This window comes from Mucilaginibacter sp. (assembly GCF_965277465.1).
In the GTDB taxonomy this organism is placed as follows: Bacteria; Bacteroidota; Bacteroidia; order Sphingobacteriales; family Sphingobacteriaceae; genus Mucilaginibacter.
Genome location: NZ_CBDICW010000002.1, coordinates 1,390,829 through 1,410,467, shown reverse-complemented (window position 1 = coordinate 1,410,467; position 19,639 = coordinate 1,390,829). Strand labels below are relative to the sequence as shown.

The 19,639-nt window shown below is 40.1% G+C and carries 23 protein-coding genes; 11 read left to right on the top strand and 12 right to left on the bottom strand.

Annotated features, from left to right (window positions below):
- Positions 1-75 precede the first annotated feature (75 nt).
- Together ACQY4U_RS18600 and ACQY4U_RS18595 are read left to right on the top strand one after the other, a co-directional pair.
- Entirely contained in the window at positions 76-264 is a 189-nt protein-coding gene (locus ACQY4U_RS18600; protein ID WP_428330958.1) for a hypothetical protein, read from the top strand.
- A gap of 88 nt (positions 265-352) precedes the next feature.
- The gene (locus ACQY4U_RS18595) at positions 353-1,474 is read left to right on the top strand and encodes a GNAT family N-acetyltransferase (protein WP_428330957.1); all 1,122 of its coding nucleotides are present in this window, start codon (positions 353-355) and stop codon (positions 1,472-1,474) included.
- Between the two features lie 19 nt (positions 1,475-1,493).
- Here ACQY4U_RS18595 and ACQY4U_RS18590 read toward each other — a convergent pair whose 3' ends face one another.
- Positions 1,494-1,835, bottom strand: coding sequence for a helix-turn-helix domain-containing protein (locus ACQY4U_RS18590; RefSeq protein ID WP_428330956.1), 342 nt, complete (start codon positions 1,833-1,835; stop codon positions 1,494-1,496).
- Between the two features lie 270 nt (positions 1,836-2,105).
- On the opposite strand from ACQY4U_RS18590, the gene ACQY4U_RS18585 reads away from it, so the two are divergent.
- Entirely contained in the window at positions 2,106-2,513 is a 408-nt protein-coding gene (locus ACQY4U_RS18585) for an Rrf2 family transcriptional regulator (protein ID WP_428330955.1), read from the top strand.
- Positions 2,514-2,565: 52 nt separating this feature from the next.
- Entirely contained in the window at positions 2,566-3,207 is a 642-nt protein-coding gene (locus ACQY4U_RS18580; protein ID WP_428330954.1) for an NAD(P)-dependent oxidoreductase, read from the top strand.
- Between the two features lie 214 nt (positions 3,208-3,421).
- Here ACQY4U_RS18580 and ACQY4U_RS18575 read toward each other — a convergent pair whose 3' ends face one another.
- The 6 genes from ACQY4U_RS18575 to ACQY4U_RS18550 form a co-directional block, all read right to left on the bottom strand.
- Entirely contained in the window at positions 3,422-4,270 is an 849-nt protein-coding gene (locus ACQY4U_RS18575) for a universal stress protein (RefSeq protein ID WP_428330953.1), read from the bottom strand.
- 208 nt (positions 4,271-4,478) lie between these two features.
- Positions 4,479-5,315 carry a 50S ribosomal protein L11 methyltransferase gene (gene prmA, locus ACQY4U_RS18570; RefSeq protein WP_428330952.1) on the bottom strand — a complete coding sequence of 279 codons (837 nt, stop codon included), beginning with the start codon at positions 5,313-5,315 and terminating at the stop codon, positions 4,479-4,481.
- An 18-nt stretch (positions 5,316-5,333) separates the two neighbouring features.
- On the bottom strand, positions 5,334-5,756 hold the full coding sequence (locus ACQY4U_RS18565) for a hypothetical protein (RefSeq protein WP_428330951.1): 423 nt from the start codon (positions 5,754-5,756) through the stop codon (positions 5,334-5,336).
- A gap of 69 nt (positions 5,757-5,825) precedes the next feature.
- A complete protein-coding gene (gene tpiA, locus ACQY4U_RS18560) occupies positions 5,826-6,593 on the bottom strand; it encodes a triose-phosphate isomerase (protein WP_428330950.1) in 768 nt (255 codons plus the stop codon).
- A gap of 55 nt (positions 6,594-6,648) precedes the next feature.
- Positions 6,649-7,833, bottom strand: a complete 1,185-nt coding sequence (locus ACQY4U_RS18555) for a GlmU family protein (protein WP_428330949.1) — start codon at positions 7,831-7,833, stop codon at positions 6,649-6,651.
- Between the two features lie 68 nt (positions 7,834-7,901).
- The gene (locus tag ACQY4U_RS18550) at positions 7,902-8,150 is read right to left on the bottom strand and encodes a type B 50S ribosomal protein L31 (protein ID WP_428330948.1); all 249 of its coding nucleotides are present in this window, start codon (positions 8,148-8,150) and stop codon (positions 7,902-7,904) included.
- A 196-nt stretch (positions 8,151-8,346) separates the two neighbouring features.
- Between ACQY4U_RS18550 and ACQY4U_RS18545 the strand changes: the two genes are divergently transcribed.
- Positions 8,347-9,453, top strand: coding sequence for an NHL repeat-containing protein (locus ACQY4U_RS18545; protein WP_428330947.1), 1,107 nt, complete (start codon positions 8,347-8,349; stop codon positions 9,451-9,453).
- 3 nt (positions 9,454-9,456) lie between these two features.
- On the opposite strand, the gene mce is transcribed toward ACQY4U_RS18545, so the two are convergent.
- On the bottom strand, positions 9,457-9,873 hold the full coding sequence (gene mce, locus ACQY4U_RS18540; RefSeq protein ID WP_428330946.1) for a methylmalonyl-CoA epimerase: 417 nt from the start codon (positions 9,871-9,873) through the stop codon (positions 9,457-9,459).
- A gap of 101 nt (positions 9,874-9,974) precedes the next feature.
- Here mce and ACQY4U_RS18535 point away from each other — a divergent pair, with 101 nt between their 5' ends.
- The 3 genes from ACQY4U_RS18535 to ACQY4U_RS18525 all read left to right on the top strand — a co-directional run bounded on the left by ACQY4U_RS18535 (position 9,975) and on the right by ACQY4U_RS18525 (position 12,105).
- Positions 9,975-11,186 carry an IscS subfamily cysteine desulfurase gene (locus ACQY4U_RS18535; protein ID WP_428330945.1) on the top strand — a complete coding sequence of 404 codons (1,212 nt, stop codon included), beginning with the start codon at positions 9,975-9,977 and terminating at the stop codon, positions 11,184-11,186.
- A gap of 107 nt (positions 11,187-11,293) precedes the next feature.
- The gene (gene iscU / locus ACQY4U_RS18530; RefSeq protein ID WP_428330944.1) at positions 11,294-11,707 is read left to right on the top strand and encodes a Fe-S cluster assembly scaffold IscU; all 414 of its coding nucleotides are present in this window, start codon (positions 11,294-11,296) and stop codon (positions 11,705-11,707) included.
- Between the two features lie 71 nt (positions 11,708-11,778).
- A complete protein-coding gene (locus ACQY4U_RS18525; protein WP_428330943.1) occupies positions 11,779-12,105 on the top strand; it encodes a HesB/IscA family protein in 327 nt (108 codons plus the stop codon).
- Between the two features lie 54 nt (positions 12,106-12,159).
- Here the strand turns inward: ACQY4U_RS18525 and ACQY4U_RS18520 are convergent, their stop codons facing one another.
- Entirely contained in the window at positions 12,160-12,891 is a 732-nt protein-coding gene (locus ACQY4U_RS18520) for a nuclear transport factor 2 family protein (RefSeq protein ID WP_428330942.1), read from the bottom strand.
- Positions 12,892-13,224: 333 nt separating this feature from the next.
- On the opposite strand from ACQY4U_RS18520, the gene ACQY4U_RS18515 reads away from it, so the two are divergent.
- Positions 13,225-15,138 carry an AMP-dependent synthetase/ligase gene (locus ACQY4U_RS18515; RefSeq protein WP_428330941.1) on the top strand — a complete coding sequence of 638 codons (1,914 nt, stop codon included), beginning with the start codon at positions 13,225-13,227 and terminating at the stop codon, positions 15,136-15,138.
- A 162-nt stretch (positions 15,139-15,300) separates the two neighbouring features.
- Here the strand turns inward: ACQY4U_RS18515 and ACQY4U_RS18510 are convergent, their stop codons facing one another.
- Positions 15,301-16,038 (bottom strand): SDR family NAD(P)-dependent oxidoreductase, encoded by a 738-nt coding sequence (locus ACQY4U_RS18510; protein ID WP_428330940.1) that lies wholly within the window; start codon positions 16,036-16,038, stop codon positions 15,301-15,303.
- 88 nt (positions 16,039-16,126) lie between these two features.
- Positions 16,127-16,810: an HAD family hydrolase gene (locus ACQY4U_RS18505; RefSeq protein WP_428330939.1), complete on the bottom strand. Its 684-nt coding sequence runs from the start codon at positions 16,808-16,810 to the stop codon at positions 16,127-16,129.
- Between the two features lie 121 nt (positions 16,811-16,931).
- Between ACQY4U_RS18505 and lysS the strand changes: the two genes are divergently transcribed.
- Both lysS and ACQY4U_RS18495 read left to right on the top strand, forming a co-directional pair.
- Positions 16,932-18,653: a lysine--tRNA ligase gene (lysS, locus tag ACQY4U_RS18500; protein ID WP_428330938.1), complete on the top strand. Its 1,722-nt coding sequence runs from the start codon at positions 16,932-16,934 to the stop codon at positions 18,651-18,653.
- Positions 18,654-18,815: 162 nt separating this feature from the next.
- Complete coding sequence (locus tag ACQY4U_RS18495; RefSeq protein ID WP_428330937.1) at positions 18,816-19,028, top strand: hypothetical protein; 213 nt, start codon at positions 18,816-18,818, stop codon at positions 19,026-19,028.
- A gap of 55 nt (positions 19,029-19,083) precedes the next feature.
- Here the strand turns inward: ACQY4U_RS18495 and ACQY4U_RS18490 are convergent, their stop codons facing one another.
- A complete protein-coding gene (locus ACQY4U_RS18490; protein ID WP_428330936.1) occupies positions 19,084-19,632 on the bottom strand; it encodes a DUF2892 domain-containing protein in 549 nt (182 codons plus the stop codon).
- Positions 19,633-19,639 lie beyond the last annotated feature (7 nt).

Genomic DNA, 19,639 nt, shown 5'->3' with positions numbered 1-19,639 from the left:
ATAATTAAAAAGCTGTTTGCAGTTAGATGCAATTAAGTTATTATTGAAAAAAGTTTTACTAAAAAATTCATGGCAATGGGAACTCCAAAAAAACCTGTAAACAAGAAAGTAGATTCTAAAAGCGCGGGCGAGGATGATGATGACGATAGCACGCTCGACCAACCGTCAAAGAAGAAGGCAGTAGATGATGATGATGATTTTGACGGCCCTTTAGATGATATCGGGTTTGAAAATTATGATGACGACGACGACGACGATTTTTAATAGGTAATTAATATATCTTATTATAAAGCATTCAGACCATGCCTCTGAATGCTTTTTTTATAACAGCTGTTTTCAGCAAACGCACACAATGACCATAACTGAAGTAAAAGACAAAGCAAGCAAAAAAGCATTTTTGGATACCGCAAGGGCTATTTATAAGGATGATAAAACCTGGGTTTGTCCGCTTGATAACGATATAGAGGCTGTATTTGATCCGGCTAAAAACAATTTCCATCAAAATGGTAAATGTATCCGCTGGGTGCTTACTGATGACAAAGGACAGCCCATTGGCCGTGTTGCTGCGTTTATAAATAACAAAAAGGCCTTTAATTACGAACAGCCAACGGGTGGCATGGGCTTTTTTGAATGTATTGATAATGAAGCTGCTGCTTTCCTTTTATTTGATACTGCCAAGAACTGGCTGGCCGAAAACGGCATGAAGGCAATGGACGGCCCCATTAACTTTGGCGAAAATGATAACTTTTGGGGGTTATTGGTTGAAGGCTTTACTGCCCCATCCTACGGTATGAATTATAACCCGCCCTATTACCAGGCCTTTTTTGAGCATTACGGTTTTGAAACACAGTATGCCCAGATCACCAATCATTTAGATATATTAAAACCCTTCCCGGCAAGGTTTTATAAAATAGCCAAATGGGTAACTCAAAAGCCCGGCTATGAGTTTAAGCACCTTAAAGTTAAGGAGATTGACAAGTTTGCGGCAGATTTTATGGAAATCTATAATGATGCCTGGAAAGATTTTGAAAACTTTGTACCCATTAATCATAAAACTATTGCCGAAAGCTTCAAAAAAATGAAGGCAATAATGGATGAAAACCTGATATGGTTTGCCTATGTAAACGGTGAGCCGGCTTCGTTTATGATAATTTTGCCCGATGCTAACCCTATGATAAAACCATTGAACGGCAAGCTAAACCTGATTGGAAAGCTGCGGTTCTTATATCAGAAGTGGAAAGGAGTTTCGCGGATGAGGGCAATTGTTATGGGAACGAAACAGAAATTCCAAAACCACGGACTGGAGTCAGGGTTGTTTATTACACTGGGCGAATACGTGCTGCCGCTAAATCAATATACTGAATTAGAACTATCGTGGGTTGGCGATTTTAACGAAAAAATGATAGCGATGCACAATGCAATGGGCGCAGTATTTGGTAAAAAACATTTAACCATGCGCTACATATTTCAATAAAAAACTAAGAAAAGTAGAATCAGGCAGTAGCTTTATTATGTCTTAATTCTTCAAATAACTCGATAACCTTTTTTTGCAGATCAATTACCTCGGTTTCGCGGTCCATCAGCTTTTTGTTAATGGTTTCTAACTCATTCACAAACTTTTGATCCTGTTCCGAATCGGTAAAAGTAAGTAACTGCACTACTGTCATTTCAAACAAAGTAGCAATTTGCTCAAGCCTGGATAAATTAATATCAGTAATGCCTGTTTCAATTTTTGAGAATGCCGGGATAGATATATCCAGTCTTTTAGCAACATCTTCCTGGCTCCATCCCTTCTGATGGCGTAGTAGCCTGATTTTTTTTCCGAGTGTTTTCATGTAATAATTTAGTGGTTAAGGGGTTTCGCGATAGTTAATAAAGTTACAATAATATTCAATATCTACCTAATTATCAATATTATTGAATAATATTTTATTTCGGGCTATTTAAGTTTTTAACTGTAGAGATTTACAGATCAGGCAATTAATGCTTTCATGCCCTCATAAAGCAAATATCACCCCTTTGTAATTAAAAGTACAATTTTTTTAAAGCCCTTTTATTGCTCACAATTATCAATAAATTTGTACTGTAATTTTATTTATTACAGAATGAACGGACGATTTCAAATAGCAATTCATATCCTAACCCTGTTATGCAGGGCTGATGATGAACTATTGTCGTCAGACTATATAGCCGGCAGTATAAATATTAACCCGGCCCTGGTGCGTAAAGAAATTAGTAACCTGCGCAACCATCAGTTAATAATTAGTAAAGAAGGTAAAAACGGTGGCTATAGCCTGGGCAAACCGGCATCACAAATAAGGCTCTCCGCTATTTTTAAGGCGGTTAAACAAGGCGCCGTTTTAGGGCAGGCAAAAAATTTACCTAATCCGGAGTGCCCGGTCGGCAGGCAGATCAATACGCACTTAAATAATTTACAAGCAGAAATGGAAGCTGCACTGGTAACCAAGTTAGGCAGCATGACGCTGGCCGGTTTCAGCAAACAATTCGATTAAAAAAATTTAATATAAACTGTAACATATTTAATTACAATTAACAAAAACAATTATGAAAGTAGCATTAATAGGAGCTTCGGGCTTTGTAGGTACCGCAGTTTTAACAGAACTATTAAATAGGGACTATAAGGTAACAGCACTTGTTCGTCATCCTGAAAAGATTAGTACCGTAAACGAGGACCTGACCATAAAAGCGGCTGATATTTTTAATACCACAGCTTTAGCCGAATTAATAAGCGGACACGATGCAGTGGTTAGCGCCTATAACCCAGGCTGGACAAACCCGGAAATCTATGCAGATTTTATTAAAGGTTCCGAATCAATTCAGCAGGCTGTAAAAGCATCGGGTGTTAAACGCTTATTGGTAGTAGGTGGTGCCGGGAGTTTAGAAATTGATGGTAAACAATTAGTGGATGGCCTTCAGTTCCCTGCGGAATATAAACCCGGAGCAACAGCAGCACGCGATTATTTAAACATAATACGGAAAGAAGAAGCGTTAGACTGGACATTTTTAAGCCCTGCAATAAACCTGCACCCCGGTGAGCGCACCGCCAAATTCAGATTGGGAACCGATAGCCCGGTGTTTGATGCAGCTGGTAAATGTGAGATCTATGTTGAAGATATGGCAGTAGCTATAGTGAATGAATTAGAAAACAACAACTACATTAAAAAGAGGTTTACCTTAGGTTATTAACCAAAATGGGCTGTATCAAAAAGAATAATGCAGCATAATTTTGCAAATAGATGATCTCAGTTTTTCTTTTTGGCTTTCTTAGTGGGCTTGTGGTTAATTTTTCCACTAAGCACACTAAGACCAAGACACAGGGATCTCAAAGAGGGTATCATTTGGCATCTTTTACTAAAATTGAATTTGATACATCCTCTTTTGATTTAGTAGTAGCCGTTATCTATTTAAGTAATAAAACCGGCACCGAGGCAATCTCGGCCAATTGCTGTGAGATACTGGTATGCATTAACGATTGTAAAAAACTGTATTTATGCGGCAGTGCTATAACTAACTGGGCATCCTTATCGGCAGCAAACTTTAGTATGCCGTTAATTACATCCGTTTCATTAACATAATAATAGGCCGGGTTAAACTTTTTCAACATACTGTGCAGGGCAGTTTCTTCAGCCATCTGTTCGGCATCTTTTCCAATATGTTTGGCATCATTATCAATATTTACAACCAAAAGGTCAAATTTCTTTTTACTTAACAGCTTGGTAAGCTCTTCTAAAGGAACGGTTTCGGTAACCTTTTTAAAATCAATAGCTACCACTACCCTGCTGATGGTTTCAAAATCATAAGCCGGCGGCACTACAATAACAGGCACCGGGCTGGCCTTTGATATTTTAACAACGTGGCTGCCTATATGCGTATCCTCAGCGCTGCTATTACCCTTACTGCCTAAAATCACCAGGTCGGCTTTTTTACTGATCGCATTTTCAACAACGGCACGTACCAGGTGCGTGCGGTTTAAATGTGTACTTATTTCAACACCTGCCCTAACATGATTATAAAGTCTCCGTTTCAGGCTCTCTAATTTCTTTATCCTGTCGGCAGCATTTTGTTCAATCTCATCTTCTTGTAAAAGCACCATATCGGGGTTAGGGAGCATCGTTTCATAAACCGATACATAGTACGCATTTAACAAAATAATATGGCTAACATCAGTTTGATGACTCAGGGCGGCAGCAAATTCCGCTGCATGCACTGATGCTTCCGAAAAATCAATAGGAACAAGATACGTTTTCATGATATGGAAATAGATTTATATCGTTTTGACCAATTCGGTCTAAAAGTTAATACAAAATTAAAGCTGATGGTTTTTTAAACTGTCAGCCCAGTAACATTTTGTATTACCAAAACATAAATTTAATGAGAGTTTATTGTAAAGACAAACACTCAATAACTGATGAAAAGATAAATCCGAAGAAAAATTGATAAAACCTAAACAGGTTAGGCTACTTTACAAATTTAGCGGCAACCCAGTCTTTATTTTTTTTATGGCTGATATACTTTAGCCCGTACTTAGCAGCCTCGGTGGTGATAATATCCAGATCGGGTGTTTCATAAAAACCGCTGAAATAAATTTCACCATCGTTTATTAAAACCTCTCTGTAGTGCTCCATTTGGTCAATAAGAATATTGCGGTTGATGTTAGCTAAAATAACATCGTATTGCTCATTAGGAATAGCCTCCTTTGATCCGCACAGGGCGATGATGTTATCAATATGGTTTAACTGTGCATTTTCAATTGTGCTATCGTAACAAACAGGATCATAATCAATAGCAGTTACGGTAGCCGCATTGAGCTTTGCAGCCATTATGGCTAATATCCCGGTGCCGCAACCCATATCCAGTACTTTTTTACCTTCAAACTCTGTCTCTAATGCATACTCCAGCATCATTGAAGTGGTTTGATGATGCCCGGTACCAAAAGCCATTTTTGGATCTATCACAATTTCGTAAGGGAACGCAGGCTTAGGCTCATGAAAAGTTGCCCTTACAAATATCTTATCCAGTATCTCAATAGGCTCAAAATTACTTTCCCATACCTCGTTCCAGTTTTTTTGTGGGATGAGTGTTACATCATAACTAAAAGTGAACATGTCCTTGTAAAGGAATAATTGCTCATCTAATTTCTGCTGGTCAAAATCAGTGGCAGGGATATAAGCCTTAAATCCAAGATCAAGCTCCTCAAAAGTATCAAAGCCGATTTCGCCCAGAGCGTTAATCAAAAGGTCCTGCTGATAATCTTCGGTAGTTATGGTAGTAAAAAGTAATTCGTAATAATTCATGTATTCAAATTTGAGCACTCACTCTATTAAAAGTAAGGCAAGCAGGTTAATAAACCAGTATATTAACTGGGCAGCCAGCATATACACCAGCAGTGTGATAAAATGATGACTGCCGTCGGCCATATCCCAAATGGTATAGCTTATTGCTGCTGCAAATAACAGGCAAACAAAACCCAGGTCAACTATGGCATTTACCTTATATGGCCAGGGCTTTACAATTAAATAATCCCATACCGGCACAATAACCAGTAATTGAGTAAACAGGCCAATAACAAACAACAAGGGCAAAAAGTACTTATAAAAAGCCATAAAGCTTCGTAAGGTTCCCTCACCCATCTCATCTGTCCTTAATGTCTGGTAGGCCGGATTAAGCCATATCAGGGCAAAAAAAATGAAAAAGCCAATAAAAGGAGGTATTAGAACTTTTAATAGCTTTTTCATTTTTACAGATGGAAGGTTAACATGCTTTGGTTGACAATAATCATTCCCAATCGTTAACCAACCTGATCTTTATTGATTAAATACTTTTACAATATCCACAAAATCGCGCGATTTTAAGGAAGCACCACCTATCAGGCCGCCATCAATATCTGGCTGCGCAAAAAGTTCAGGTGCATTTTTAGGGTTACAGCTGCCACCGTATAAAATGGTGGTATTGTTTGCAACTTCCTGCCCGTATTTAGCGGCAATTTCAATGCGGATAAACGCATGGATCTCCTGCGCCTGGTCTGAAGATGCTGTAACGCCTGTACCTATGGCCCAAACCGGCTCATAAGCAATTACTAACTTCACAAACTGATCTTCTTCTAAATGAAAAACACCTTCTTGTAACTGGCTTTTTATGATACCAAAGTGCTGGTTAGCTTCGCGTTCCTGTAAAGTTTCGCCAATACAAAAAATTGGTTTCAGATCATTTTTTAAAGCTACATCCGTTTTTTTAGCAAGCAGATCATTGGTTTCGCCAAAATACTGGCGACGCTCTGAATGGCCAAGGATCACATATTCAGCACCTACCGATTTGATCATTTTTGCAGAGATCTCGCCGGTGTAAGCACCCGATTCGGCCTGGTATGCATTTTGTGCACCTACTGATACTTTATCATAACCTTTTGACAATTGCACCAAGCTGTGCAGGTGAATAAAAGGGCTGCATACAACAGCTTCCTGTTTGCCGGTTACTTCATCCCTGATCATGTTGATCATTTCAGAAAACAAACTTAAACCCTCATTATAGTCAAGGTTCATTTTCCAGTTTCCGGCAACAATTTTTTTTCTCATGTTCTTATTATTTAGTTGATTAGTTTTAGTCAGATCAAATTGATCAACAGCTTACTCAAAATCTTCTGAACTCGCTTGTTAATTCAAATACGGCCTTTAATATATCCTGTTCGTTTTCATCAAAAACACGGTGATCACGACGGGCAAATACTTTGCCTGCGGTTTCAAACATCTTTTTAACAGAATAAACCTCAAACCCCTGCGAACCACCCCATGCAAAATCGGGCACAAAGTTACGCGGAAAGCCTGCACCAAATACATTGGCGCTAACCCCTACTACCGTACCGGTATTAAACATAGTGTTAATAGCACATTTGGCATGGTCGGCCATTATTAATCCGCAAAATTGCAACCCCGTTTTACGGAAACGCTGCGAGGTATAATCCCATAGCTTCACATCTTCGTAATTATTTTTCAGGTTTGAGTTATTGGAGTCGGCACCTATGTTGCACCATTCGCCCAATACGGCATTACCCAGGTAACCTTCATGCCCTTTTGATGAGTATCCCCATATAACAGCGTTATTAAGCTCACCACCAACCCTTGAGTATGGGCCAACCGTTGTAGCACCATAAATTTTTGCACCCATTTTAACCTGCGAATGTTCGCAGATGGCAAATGCACCGCGGATATGCGTGCCTTCCCAAACCTCGGTGTTATTAGCCAGGTAGATAGGGCCGTTTGTGGTATTAAATGTTGAACACTCTGCAACCGCACCTTCCTCGGCAAAAAAGTCATTACCGATAATGGTATTGGTTGAACTGATAGCTGCACTACTGCGGCCTTTGGTTATAAAATTAAAATCCTTGCGGAGCTCAATATCATTCTTCCTGAATATATCTTCGGGGAAACGGACAATTACCGGAGTATGCTGGTGCTCAATAGTTTTACCAAATTCAGCATCAGGGTTAAAAGTAACCGCTTCAGCTTCGTTTAGTTTAACTGCCAATAGTTGGCCATCGTATTTTAAGGCATCGCCGGGTTGCAGGTTATCAATAGCTTCAATCAAAAACTCATCGGGGCAAACAGAGCCATTAACAAATAAATTGCTGGCTTGTATAGCAATAGGGAATTTACCCTGCAGCCAGGCTTGTGTATGAAAAGAAACAGGCTGATTTAATTGCTTGCTCCATTTTTCGGCTATAGTAAATATACCGATACGCAGATCGGCAACCGGGCGGGTAAACGTTAAAGGACGAAGAGTAAAATGTGCGTTATCGTCAAAAAGGATAATTGCCATAGTGCAAAAATAAAAAAAGTCCCCCGATGTACCGGGAGACCTGTAAATATTTTATCGAAACAAGAAAATTACTTTTTGTTGTAACGAGTACGGAATTTATCAATACGTCCGGCAGTATCAACCAGTTTCATTTTACCGGTATAGAATGGGTGCGAAGTATGAGAAATTTCTAATTTAATCAACGGATATTCGTTGCCATCTTCCCACTTAACTGATTCACGGGTATCGATGCATGATTTAGTTATAAAAGAATAGTCGTTTGACATATCTTTAAAAACAACTAATCTATAGTTTGATGGATGCAGGTCTTTTTTCATTTGTATTAACTTTCTTCCTAAAAGAGGCGCAAATATAGTATATATATTCTAAACTAAAAACATAATTTCAACCAATTTGCATTTTACCAATAACTACCTGTAACAAAGGCCTGTTTTTATTTATAGCAAACACAATTATTTACGTTTGCTACGTTATAATATACCAAAAAAGCTTAAAATTGCGATACCAATTATTATGAAGAAAAATTTTACTCATCTAAATGCTATTACCCTGTTTTCGGTATTTGCCTTACTGAATTTTACGGCCTGTTCAAAAAAGAGCGATGTTAACACCGGCGGCACACCCGCTAATTATTCGGGCTCAGTAACAACTTTAGCCGGCGGTGGCGGCGGTGGCTCAGCTACAGGCTCAAAAAACGGCTCGGATACTTCAGCTACTTTTTATTTTCCATCGGGCATAGCTGTTGATGCCTCCTTAAACGTGTATGTTGCCGATGCAGGTAATAACATGATCAGGATGATCAGCCCGACAGGCGTGGTAACCACCCTTGCCGGCACCGTAGCCAAAGGCAGGGCCAACGGCACAGGCACCGCTGCAACTTTTAGTTACCCTTACGCCATTGCCATTGATGCAAGCGGCAATTTATACGTTGCCGATGAGGGCAATAATTTGATCAGGAAAATTACAGCTGGTGGCGTAGTATCCACCCTTGCCGGTAGCGGACAGGTAGGCTCAGCCAATGGCCCGGGCTCGGGAGCGAGTTTTTATGATGCATCGGGCATTGCAGTTGACGGAAGCGGAAATGTTTATGTAGCCGACCAGGGTAATAACCTGATCCGTAAAATAACGCCTGCCGGTGTGGTATCAACCCTTGCCGGAAGCGGCGCAAGCGGCTCGCAAAATGGCACAGGTACTGCGGCAAGCTTTTATGCCCCTACAAGTGTTGCTGTGGATGCCACCGGCAATGTTTACGTTGCAGATTCATTTAACAACATGATCAGGAAAATAACGCCGGATGGTGTGGTTAGTACTTTTGCAGGATCAGGAACGGCAGGTGCCACCAACGGAACCGGAACAGCCGCAACTTTTAACAACCCGCAGGGTTTAAATTTTGATGTTGAGGGAAACCTGTATGTTGCTGATTATACCAATAACCAGATAAGAAAAATTTCGCCTGCCGGCGTTGTAACCACATTTGCAGGCAGTGGTGCCAGTGGTGATATAAACGGAGCGCTGTCCCTTTCTACTTACAGCGGCCCAACCGCTGTGGCTGTAGACAAGCTAAATACAGCCTACGTAGCCGACCATAACAACCACCTGATAAGAAAATTAAAACCATGACATTTACTCAGAAGGATTTGTGCCGATGCTTTGGCACAGTTCAATCAAAACGCCATTTGCAGTTTTGGGATGAACAAAACATACCAGCTTATTGTCTGCACCTAATTTAGGGGCATCATTCAACAGCACAAATCCTTCATTTTTCAGCCTTTGCATTTCTGCAATAATATCAACAACCTCAAAGGCTATATGGTGTATCCCATCGCCTTTTTTATCAATAAATTTAGCTATTGCACTGTCGGCTGCTGTGGCCTCTAAAAGCTCCACTTTATTTGGGCCGCATTGTAAAAATGCCGTTTTAACACTTTCAGACACTATTTCTTCCGTTTTATAAACCGGGGTATTCAATAGTTTTTCATAGTTATTTATCGCAGCTTCCAGGTTGCTTACTGCTATCCCAATATGCTCTATCTTGTTCATGTCCAAATATTGTAAATAAATGCTGCTTACAGTTAGTTTCGGCTTGTTTTGAATGATTTTAAATAAACTTTATATATCTTTGTATTGTTAATTTTTTGAGTATGAACCTTCCGATATATTTAGATAATAATGCTACAACGCCGATGGACCCAAGGGTACTTGAAGCCATGTTGCCTTATTTTAATGAAAAATTTGGCAATGCCGCAAGCCGTAACCACCCTTTTGGATGGGCAGCTGAAGAAGGTGTTGACTATGCACGTGAGCAGGTGGCCAAATTAATTGGTGCCAGCGATAAGGAGATCATCTTTACATCAGGTGCAACAGAATCAGATAACCTGGCTATTAAAGGTGTATTTGAAATGTACAAAGAAAAAGGCAATCACATCATTACCACCGTTACTGAACACAAAGCGGTATTAGATGCCTGCAAACACGTTGAAAAACTTGGTGGCAAAGTAACTTACCTGCCTGTTAAAGAAGATGGTTTAGTTGACCTTGGAGTTTTAGAAGCAGCTATGACCAACGAAACTATTTTAGTTTCGGTTATGTATGGTAACAACGAGATAGGTGTTATACAACCGGTTAAAGAAATATCAGCAATAGCGCACAAATACGGCGCTTTATTTATGACCGATGCTGTACAGGCTGTAGGTAAAATACCTGTTGATGTTAATGCTGATGGTATTGACCTTTTAGCTTTATCGGCACATAAAATGTATGGCCCTAAAGGTGTTGGTGCATTATATGTACGCCGTAAAGGACCAAGAGTTAAGGTTACTGCCCAGATGGACGGTGGCGGTCACGAACGTGGTATGCGTTCAGGAACGCTAAACGTACCTGGTATTGTAGGTTTAGGTAAAGCCTGTGAACTATGCGGTTTAGAAATGGAAAGCGAAGCTAAACGTTTATCGGCAATGCGCGACAGGTTACAAGCTGAATTAACCGTGCTTGAAGAAAGCTATGTAAACGGAAACGTTGATCACCGCTTACCACATGTGGCTAATATCTCTTTCAAATATGTTGAAGGCGAAGGCTTAATGATGGCGATGAAAGATCTTGCTGTATCGTCAGGCTCAGCTTGTACATCGGCTTCTTTAGAACCATCGTACGTATTGAAAAGCTTAGGTTTGTCAGACGATCTGGCACATTCATCAATCCGTTTCGGTTTAGGCAGATTTACTACAGACGAAGAAGTTGATTATGCAGTTGAAGTAACTAAAAAAGCGGTTACCCATCTGCGCGAACTTTCACCACTGTGGGAAATGTTTAAAGAAGGTATTGACCTTGACTCAATTGAGTGGGCAGAACACTAAATTTCATTACTGAAAGCGGCTTGCTGGCTTCAGCTTTGTAAAACAATAAAACAACAGGTTGGATATTTAATGTCAAACCCATTAATAAAAATACAAAAAACAAAAAAATGGCATATTCAGAAAAAGTAATCGATCATTATACCAACCCCCGCAATGTTGGCACTTTGGATAAAAGTAACCACAAAGTAGGCACAGGTTTGGTTGGTGCCCCTGAATGCGGCGACGTTATGCGCCTGCAAATACAGGTTGATGATAACAACATTATCACCGATGCTAAATTCAAAACATTTGGCTGTGGTTCGGCTATTGCATCATCATCTTTAGCTACAGAGTGGCTTAAAGGTAAAAGCATTGACGATGCCATGAAGATTGACAACATGGATATTGTTGAAGAATTAGCGCTTCCACCGGTAAAAATTCACTGTTCGGTTTTAGCAGAAGATGCTATTAAAGCTGCAATTAATGATTACCGTGTAAAAAACGGTATGGCGCCAATTGAAAGCGAAAAAGTTCATCACTAAATTCCAGTGAGTAATAAGTTGCGTCCTGTTATGGGTTTACACTTAATACTCCGGACTTATGATTTAATACAATGGTAACTGTAACTGATAAAGCAAAAAATAAGATAGAACACCTGATAAAGGATTCGGGGCTTGATGCTTCTTACTTCCTGCGCGTGTCTGTTCAGGGAGGTGGATGCTCAGGCTTATCATACAATCTGGACTTTGATAATGAAATGAAAAAGGGCGACCAGTTTTTTGAAGACCAGGGCGTGCGTTTAGCTTTGGATATGAAATCGTTCCTATACCTTGCCGGTACTGAGCTTGATTTTTCTGATGGCTTAAATGGCAAAGGCTTCAACTTTCATAACCCTAATGCAAGCCGTACCTGCGGTTGCGGAGAAAGTTTCTCTGTATAAAGCAACCCTTTACAATATATTAAAATAGCCCCGGTAAACCGGGGCTATTTTGTTTTAAAACATTCCGTTTCCGTGTGCCATTACCTCGGGCACAAGCTGCCAAACGTTCCAGTGTTCGGCAATTTTATTATCCTCCAATTTAAAAATATCAAAACAGGCCGCAACTGTATCTATGCCTGCGTATTCGCAATGGGCAACCACAAAATTGCCTTCGGCCATAATTCTTTTTATCTCAATGTTGTAGCCCTGGGTATTCAATAAGCCGTTTACCTGGCTATGCTCAATAAAAACATCTGTAAAATAATCGTGGTGGCTTGACCTATCCCCATTGAGCACTTTATCATAAAACTTCCGCACCAGCGCTTTACCCCTCTCGGCATTAACAGAGTCTTCAATAACGGTACTGCCATTAATTATGGTTATGGGGCTGTCCGTAATTTCATATAACTGTCCGGCATCCCAATGCTCGGCCAGTTTACCATCTTTTAGGCGCATTAAATCAACTACAGCCAGTTGTTTACCCATAAATTTAACATCAAGGTGTATGGCTACAAAATCACCCTCCGCAATAACCCTGACGATAGGCGATGGCGATTTTTCTGCCGGTTTTGGCAGCGATTTCATAATGGTTAACATTTCAACCAATCCGGCGCGACCGTCTTTTATGGTAGGGCTGTGTTGTATATAATCTTCGTGTACATAATCATTTACCACTGATAGATCCATATCGCGGATTATTTTGCGGTAACATTCGAGCACTATAGTTTTGTTGGATTTTGTTTCCATTGATTTTATTATTGAAAATGCAGCGCATATTTATATACGCAAAAGCATTACCTGATTAAATGTATTTAATAATTGATGTTGATTTTATCAGAAAACAGAGATATTAGCAATCGCACCTGCCGGATTATTGGGCAAATGGATATATCCTTTTCGATCAGGACGGATTTTTAACAATCCTTGTTTGATATGTGGTGAAAGTAATTATGTGTTAAATATAGACAAATACATTTTAATTAAACACGCCAGTTGTAATCAAATAAATCACAATAATTGAAAGCTACTTTTTTAAAAATTAAATTAGCTTTGTTCTAATATAAACCGATTTTAATTTAAATGAACACGGCAGCCCAGCAATCTACAATACCAGGCCTTATCCGCAATATTGTAAAAAATATTCATCCGGATACCCATACTTTTATGACGCATAAAGTTGGTGAGGTTTGGGTTGAAATAAGCTATAAACAAGCACTTGAAAAGATAGATGCCATATCTGCCTGGTTCCTGGAGATCGGCATAAAAAAGGGTGACCGCCTTGCCTTAATTATTGAGAACGGTCCGGATTATGTTTATTACGACCAGGCTTTACAGCAAATAGGCGCAATAAATACCTCCATATACCCTACTCTTACAGAAGCCGAGATTGAATATATACTGAATGATTCTGAAGCCAAAACCATTTTAGCTGGCAATCCATTCTTATTGCGCAAGGTGCTTAAGGTAGCCAACAATTGCCCGGCGTTGATCCGCATTATCCCAGCATTTGATGATTTTGAAAAACATACCGATAAACTAAATTTAAATGCCGGGGTATTTAGCCTTAAAAAGGTAATTGACGAAGGCCGTACCCTGGTAAACAAGTACGCACAAGCCATTAACAGCGCCCGTGAAGCTATTTTACCTTCTGATCTGTCGTGCCTTATTTATACATCGGGCACAACGGGTACGCCAAAAGGTGTGATGCTTACGCACTATAACCTTACCGAAAATGCAAGGGTTTGTTTACTGCAGATAACCATTATTGATAGCAATGATGTGTTCTTGTCTTTCCTGCCGCTTTCGCATGTTTTTGAGCGTACGGCTACTTATCATATCTGCCTGTTTACCGGCAGTAAAATAGCCTTTGCACAAAGCCTTGATCTTTTAGCAAAAAACATGGGCGAGGTACGGCCTACGGTTATGAACTGTGTACCCCGGCTGTTAGAGCGCATACATGATAAGGCCATGAAAAACGGTACCAGTGCCGGCGGCATTAAGTCGAAGATTTTTTTATGGTCGTTAAAAATGGGCAAGGAATACCGCGAGGTTAAAGAAGCGGGCAAAAAGCCAGGCATTATATTAGCCAACCAGCATAAGCTGGCCGAGAAGTTAGTGTTCAGTAAAATAAAAGAGCGTACAGGCGGCCGTTTAAAAATCATGCTCTCGGGCGGTGGTGCTTTACCCAAAAACATCGGCGAGTTTTTTGGCGATCTTGGGGTGAAGGTTTTAGAAGGCTTCGGGCTGACGGAAACATCGCCTGTAATGGCGGTAACCGAGGTTGACAGGGTAATTTATGGCACCGTGGGCCGTATTATACCCGGCATTGAAGTAGCTATACAGAATGTAGATACGCAGCACATTTATACCATACAAACGCACGAAAGTATTAAGGATAGCTACCAATCGGAAGAAGGTGAGATCATAGTACGCGGGCATTGCGTAATGAAGGGCTATTGGAACAAACCCGAAGAAACAGCTTCGGTTATTGATGCCGATGGCTGGTTCCATACCGGCGATATTGGCCGTTTTTACAGGGGCAACCTGCAAATTACCGACAGGCTAAAAAATATGCTGGTAAACGCCTATGGTAAAAACATCTATCCCACCCCGGTTGAAAACACCTATTTAAAAAGCCCTAAAATTGAGCAATTATTTTTAGTGGGAGATAAACGCGAATATATTACCGCAATTATAGTACCCGCCAGGGAAACCCTGCAGGAAACATTTAACCTGAGCGATGAGTACTTTGAAAAGGCTGATGCTTTTATTGACGACCAGGAGATAGTAGACTGGATAGCTCAGGATATTAAACGGCTATCCAATGAGTTAGCTAAATTTGAGCGGATAAAAAGCTTTAAAATAAAACGCAATCCATTCAGCATGGATGATGGCGAAATTACCCCAACCATGAAAGCCAAACGAAAGGTAATTGAAAAGAAATATGCCGTTGCAATTGATGAAATGTATTTACAGGAAGCAGATGCGGAATAATATTTATTAAGGCTGTTATATCAAAAATACATTTTAGTAAACAGCTTATTTTATGCACTTTGTATATTAATCTTAGTGTTCTTTGTGGTAAAATTAACCGCAAAGAACACTAAGAAAAGTATAAAGAAACACGGAGATTACGCCGTGTAAACTTTTTGATTACTACCAGGGGCTTTCCTTGCTATCATCCTTAATATCATTACTAAAAAACTTACCTGTAGGCCCGTCACTATTTAAAGTGGCGTACTTAACTATTATTGCCGCGGCATCGTTAACCGTACCTGGCCCGCGGTGATGGTTAAAATCAGTGCTGGTATAGCCCGGGTCTACCGCGTTTACCTTGAACGGGGTATTCAATAGTTCGTGAGCCAATACAACGGTGTAAGCATTCAGCGCAGTTTTTGAAGGGCCATAAGCCGCGCTTTTAACATCATAATACATCCATGATGGATCGCTGTGCAAGGTAAGGGACGCCAGGCCTGATGTAACATTAACTATCCTGGGCTCTGCAGAATGTTTCAGCAGATCAAGAAACGTTTGGGTTACGTTTATGGTACCAAAATAGTTGGTATCAAATACGTCTCTTATCACATCAACATCAATGGTTGAAGCAACTTGCGGAAAGCCACCGCTTATGCCCGCATTATTGATCAAAACATCTAAGGAGGTAATTTTTTCGCCTAAAGCTAATCGTGCCGCTTTAATGGATTCAGGTTTGCTGATGTCAATTTCTATGGCTTCAACATTTTCTAATCCATACTCATGTAATTTTGTAATGGCCTGCCTGCCGTTAGCCAGGCTGCGGGTACCCAAATAAACATGGTATCCTTTTGTTATAAGCTGGCGCGCAGTTTCAAAGCCTATGCTTTTATTTGCGCCCGTAATCAATACTGTTTTCATAGTTCTCAATTAAAATTTATTATATAGGTATTTTGGTAGATACACTTGTGTAGTATGCAGGCAGGGTATTAAAAAGCGCATTCACTTTCTATAAAAATTCAAGGATCTCAATTATCCGCTCCACACTTTTAAACTTTTCATCTTCAATGGTATGTTCTATCTGCTCATGTGCCCAGGTAATATGGTAAGGCACATGTACGCCATAACCTCCTATTTTAAGCACCGGCAGTATATCACTTTTAAGCGAATTACCAACCATCATCAGTTCTTTGGGCTGTATGTCCAGGTGCCTTATCAGCTTCTGATAATTGGCATCGTCCTTTTCAGACATGATCTCAATATGGTGAAAGTAATGCCCCAATCCTGATTTCTTTAGTTTCCGCTCCTGGTCAAGCAGATCTCCCTTTGTGGCAACCACTAAACGGTATTTGCCCTTTAATGCCTTTAACACATCCTCAACCCCATCCAGCAGTTCAATTGGCTGGTTAAGCATTTGCTTACCCAACTGCATTATCTGGTCAACCGCTTCAACGCTTATTTTGTTATCGGTTACGTGCAGGGCAGTTTCAATCATTGATAATATAAAACCCTTTATGCCGTAGCCATACAGCGCCAGGTTATCTATTTCAATCTTCAGCAGGTCGCGCTCCAGTTCATGTTGCGATGAAAACCCACTCAGTAACGTATAAAACTGTTCTTCTGTTTGCCTAAAATAGGGCTCATTAACCCAAAGGGTATCATCGGCATCAAACGCAATAACTTTCAAGTCCATTATTCAAATATATTATTCTGATTTTTAAGATCAGGCATTTTTGAAAAGTAGTGCAATCTTCATCACTTAAAACCTTTTTGCTTTCGCCTCAAAAACGTATTTTTGCACCTTTAATAAAAATATGAGTATTGCCCTATCCGAACAGGAAATTTTACGCCGCGAATCATTACAGCAACTGCGTGCTTTAGGTATTAACCCTTATCCGGCCGAAGAATATAAGGTTACCGCCTTTGCGCAGGATATTACCGACAATTTTGAACAACAGCCTGATAAATATAAGGAGGTTACTATTGCCGGCCGCATCATGACCCGCCGTATTATGGGCAGTGCATCATTTGCCGAAATACAGGACTCTACAGGCCGTATACAGGTTTATTTAAAGCGTGATGATATTTGCCCCGGCGAAGACAAAACACTTTACAACACCGTATTTAAAAAACTTTTAGATTTAGGTGACTACGTGGGTATTAAAGGTTATGTTTTTTTAACCCAAACCGGCGAGATCTCGGTACATGTACAGGAATTAACAGTGCTTTCAAAATCATTAAAACCACTGCCCGTGGTTAGACGCGATGATGAAGGAAATACCTACGATGCCTTTACCGACCCCGAAATGCGTTACCGCCAGCGCTATGTTGACCTTACCGTTAACCCGGAGTTTAAGCAGATTTTTATGAAGCGCTCAAAAGTGATCAGCAGCATGCGCGATTACTTTAATAAGCAGGGTTGGCTTGAGGTTGAAACGCCCATACTGCAGCCCGTGCATGGCGGTGCAGCTGCACGCCCCTTCGGTACGCATCATAACACCCTGGATATGCCGCTATTTTTGCGCATAGCCAATGAGTTATATTTAAAACGATTAATTGTTGCCGGTTTTGATGGCGTTTATGAGTTTGGTAAAATGTTCCGTAACGAGGGCATGGACCGTACCCACAACCCAGAATTTACCAGCATGGAAATATATGTGGCCTATAAAGATTATATCTGGATGATGGCCATGGTTGAGGAGTGCCTTGAAACTGTTACAAGAGCTGTTCATGGCATCCCGGTTGTACAGGTGGGTGCCAATGAGATCAACTTTGCAGGGCCATACGTAAAGCTATCCATGTATGATTCTATCCTGAAATATACAGGCATTGATGTATCTGCAATGGACGAAGCCGGCTTACGCGAAACTTGTAAGGAACTGGGCATTGAGGTTAACCCTACTATGGGTAAAGGCAAACTGATTGATGAGATATTTGGCGCTAAAGTAGAAGCCAACCTTATACAGCCGACTTATATAACCGACTACCCTATTGAAATGACACCGCTTGCCAAAAAGCACCGTACCAAGGAAGGCCTGGTTGAGCGTTTTGAATTATTTGTGAACGGAAAAGAAATTGCCAACGCATACTCTGAACTTAATGACCCGATAGATCAGCGGGAACGTTTGGAAGAACAGCTGATATTAGCCGGACGCGGTGATGATGAAGCTATGGCTATGGATGATGACTTTTTACGATCGTTAGAATATGGCATGCCGCCAACATCGGGCTTAGGTATAGGTATTGACCGTTTGGTTATGCTGATGACCAATCAAAGCACCATACAGGAAGTACTATTTTTCCCGCAGATGCGCCCGGAGAAAAAAGCAAATGTGATTACGGCCGATGAGTTTATAAATATTGGTGTACCTGCCGAATGGGTGCCGGTACTTAACAAAATGGGCTTTAATACGGTTAAAGAACTTAAAGCAGCAAACCCCAACAAAGTATTTAACGACTTAGGCGGAATGCGTAAAAAACTAAAATTAGATATTACCATGCCTGTTAAAGAAGTGGTAATGGCCTGGTTTGAATAATCCTTTTTTATTTAGGCACGGCGTTTCAGTTCGTGCCTAAATAAATTAATTCCCTCAAAATGTGCTATTTATTAACAATTCATTAATAAAAGCATAAAGTAAATGAAACTTTAGTATTGATTACGATGTTTATTATTGCAATAAACACTTATAACTAAAGTTATGACTAATTCTATCTTAGAAATTACCGAAAGCGAATACCTGATAAAACTGAACAGAAGCAATTTCAATTTGTCTTTTATAAGAAGCCTGTTGAAAATGGTTGAGGTTGCAAACCCAACAGAGGATACCTCATTTATTAATGACAGGCATTTTTATCCAAACCAGAACAATTCTTCGGAGCCTGATTATTATGGCTCGATAGAGGAAAAATAAAGGCTTCCCGAAATTCGGGAAGCCTTTAGCTATTACCTTGTGTAATATTATATTCTTAAAACTGCCTGTATCCGCGTTGAACTACCTGCTTATCCATTTGAGCCATCTGCGTTTTCATCATCTTGATCTGATCGGCAAGTAATTTGTTTGTATCTTCTTTAGCTGCTTCCTGCAAGTACATTTGTGCTTCGCGTTTGTTACGCTTTGCCATTGATATACCCGCAAGGCTCAATTTAGCCAATGCTGTATTGTGCGACATTTTCATACCCAAGGCAAGCGCCTTTTTGAAATATTTTTCTGATTTTAGAGGCGATTTACGCGATTCTATCAATCCTATTAATAAATTATAATAACCCCACTGGCTTTTGTTCAGTTGTTTTTCATAATCGGTGATCTTTAACAACCACTCTTCAGATTTTTCTGAATTTTCTTTACGTAAAAACCATTGGGCAATAATCATGTTTTCATTAAAGAAATAGCTTAACAATACAAAGCCACCTAAAAACAATACCAATATGCCCCATCCCCAAAAACCGAATGCGCATAGTGCAACTGCGGCACCTAAAACAACACAAGCAATAATTAACCTTACTATATTTGACATTTCTGTA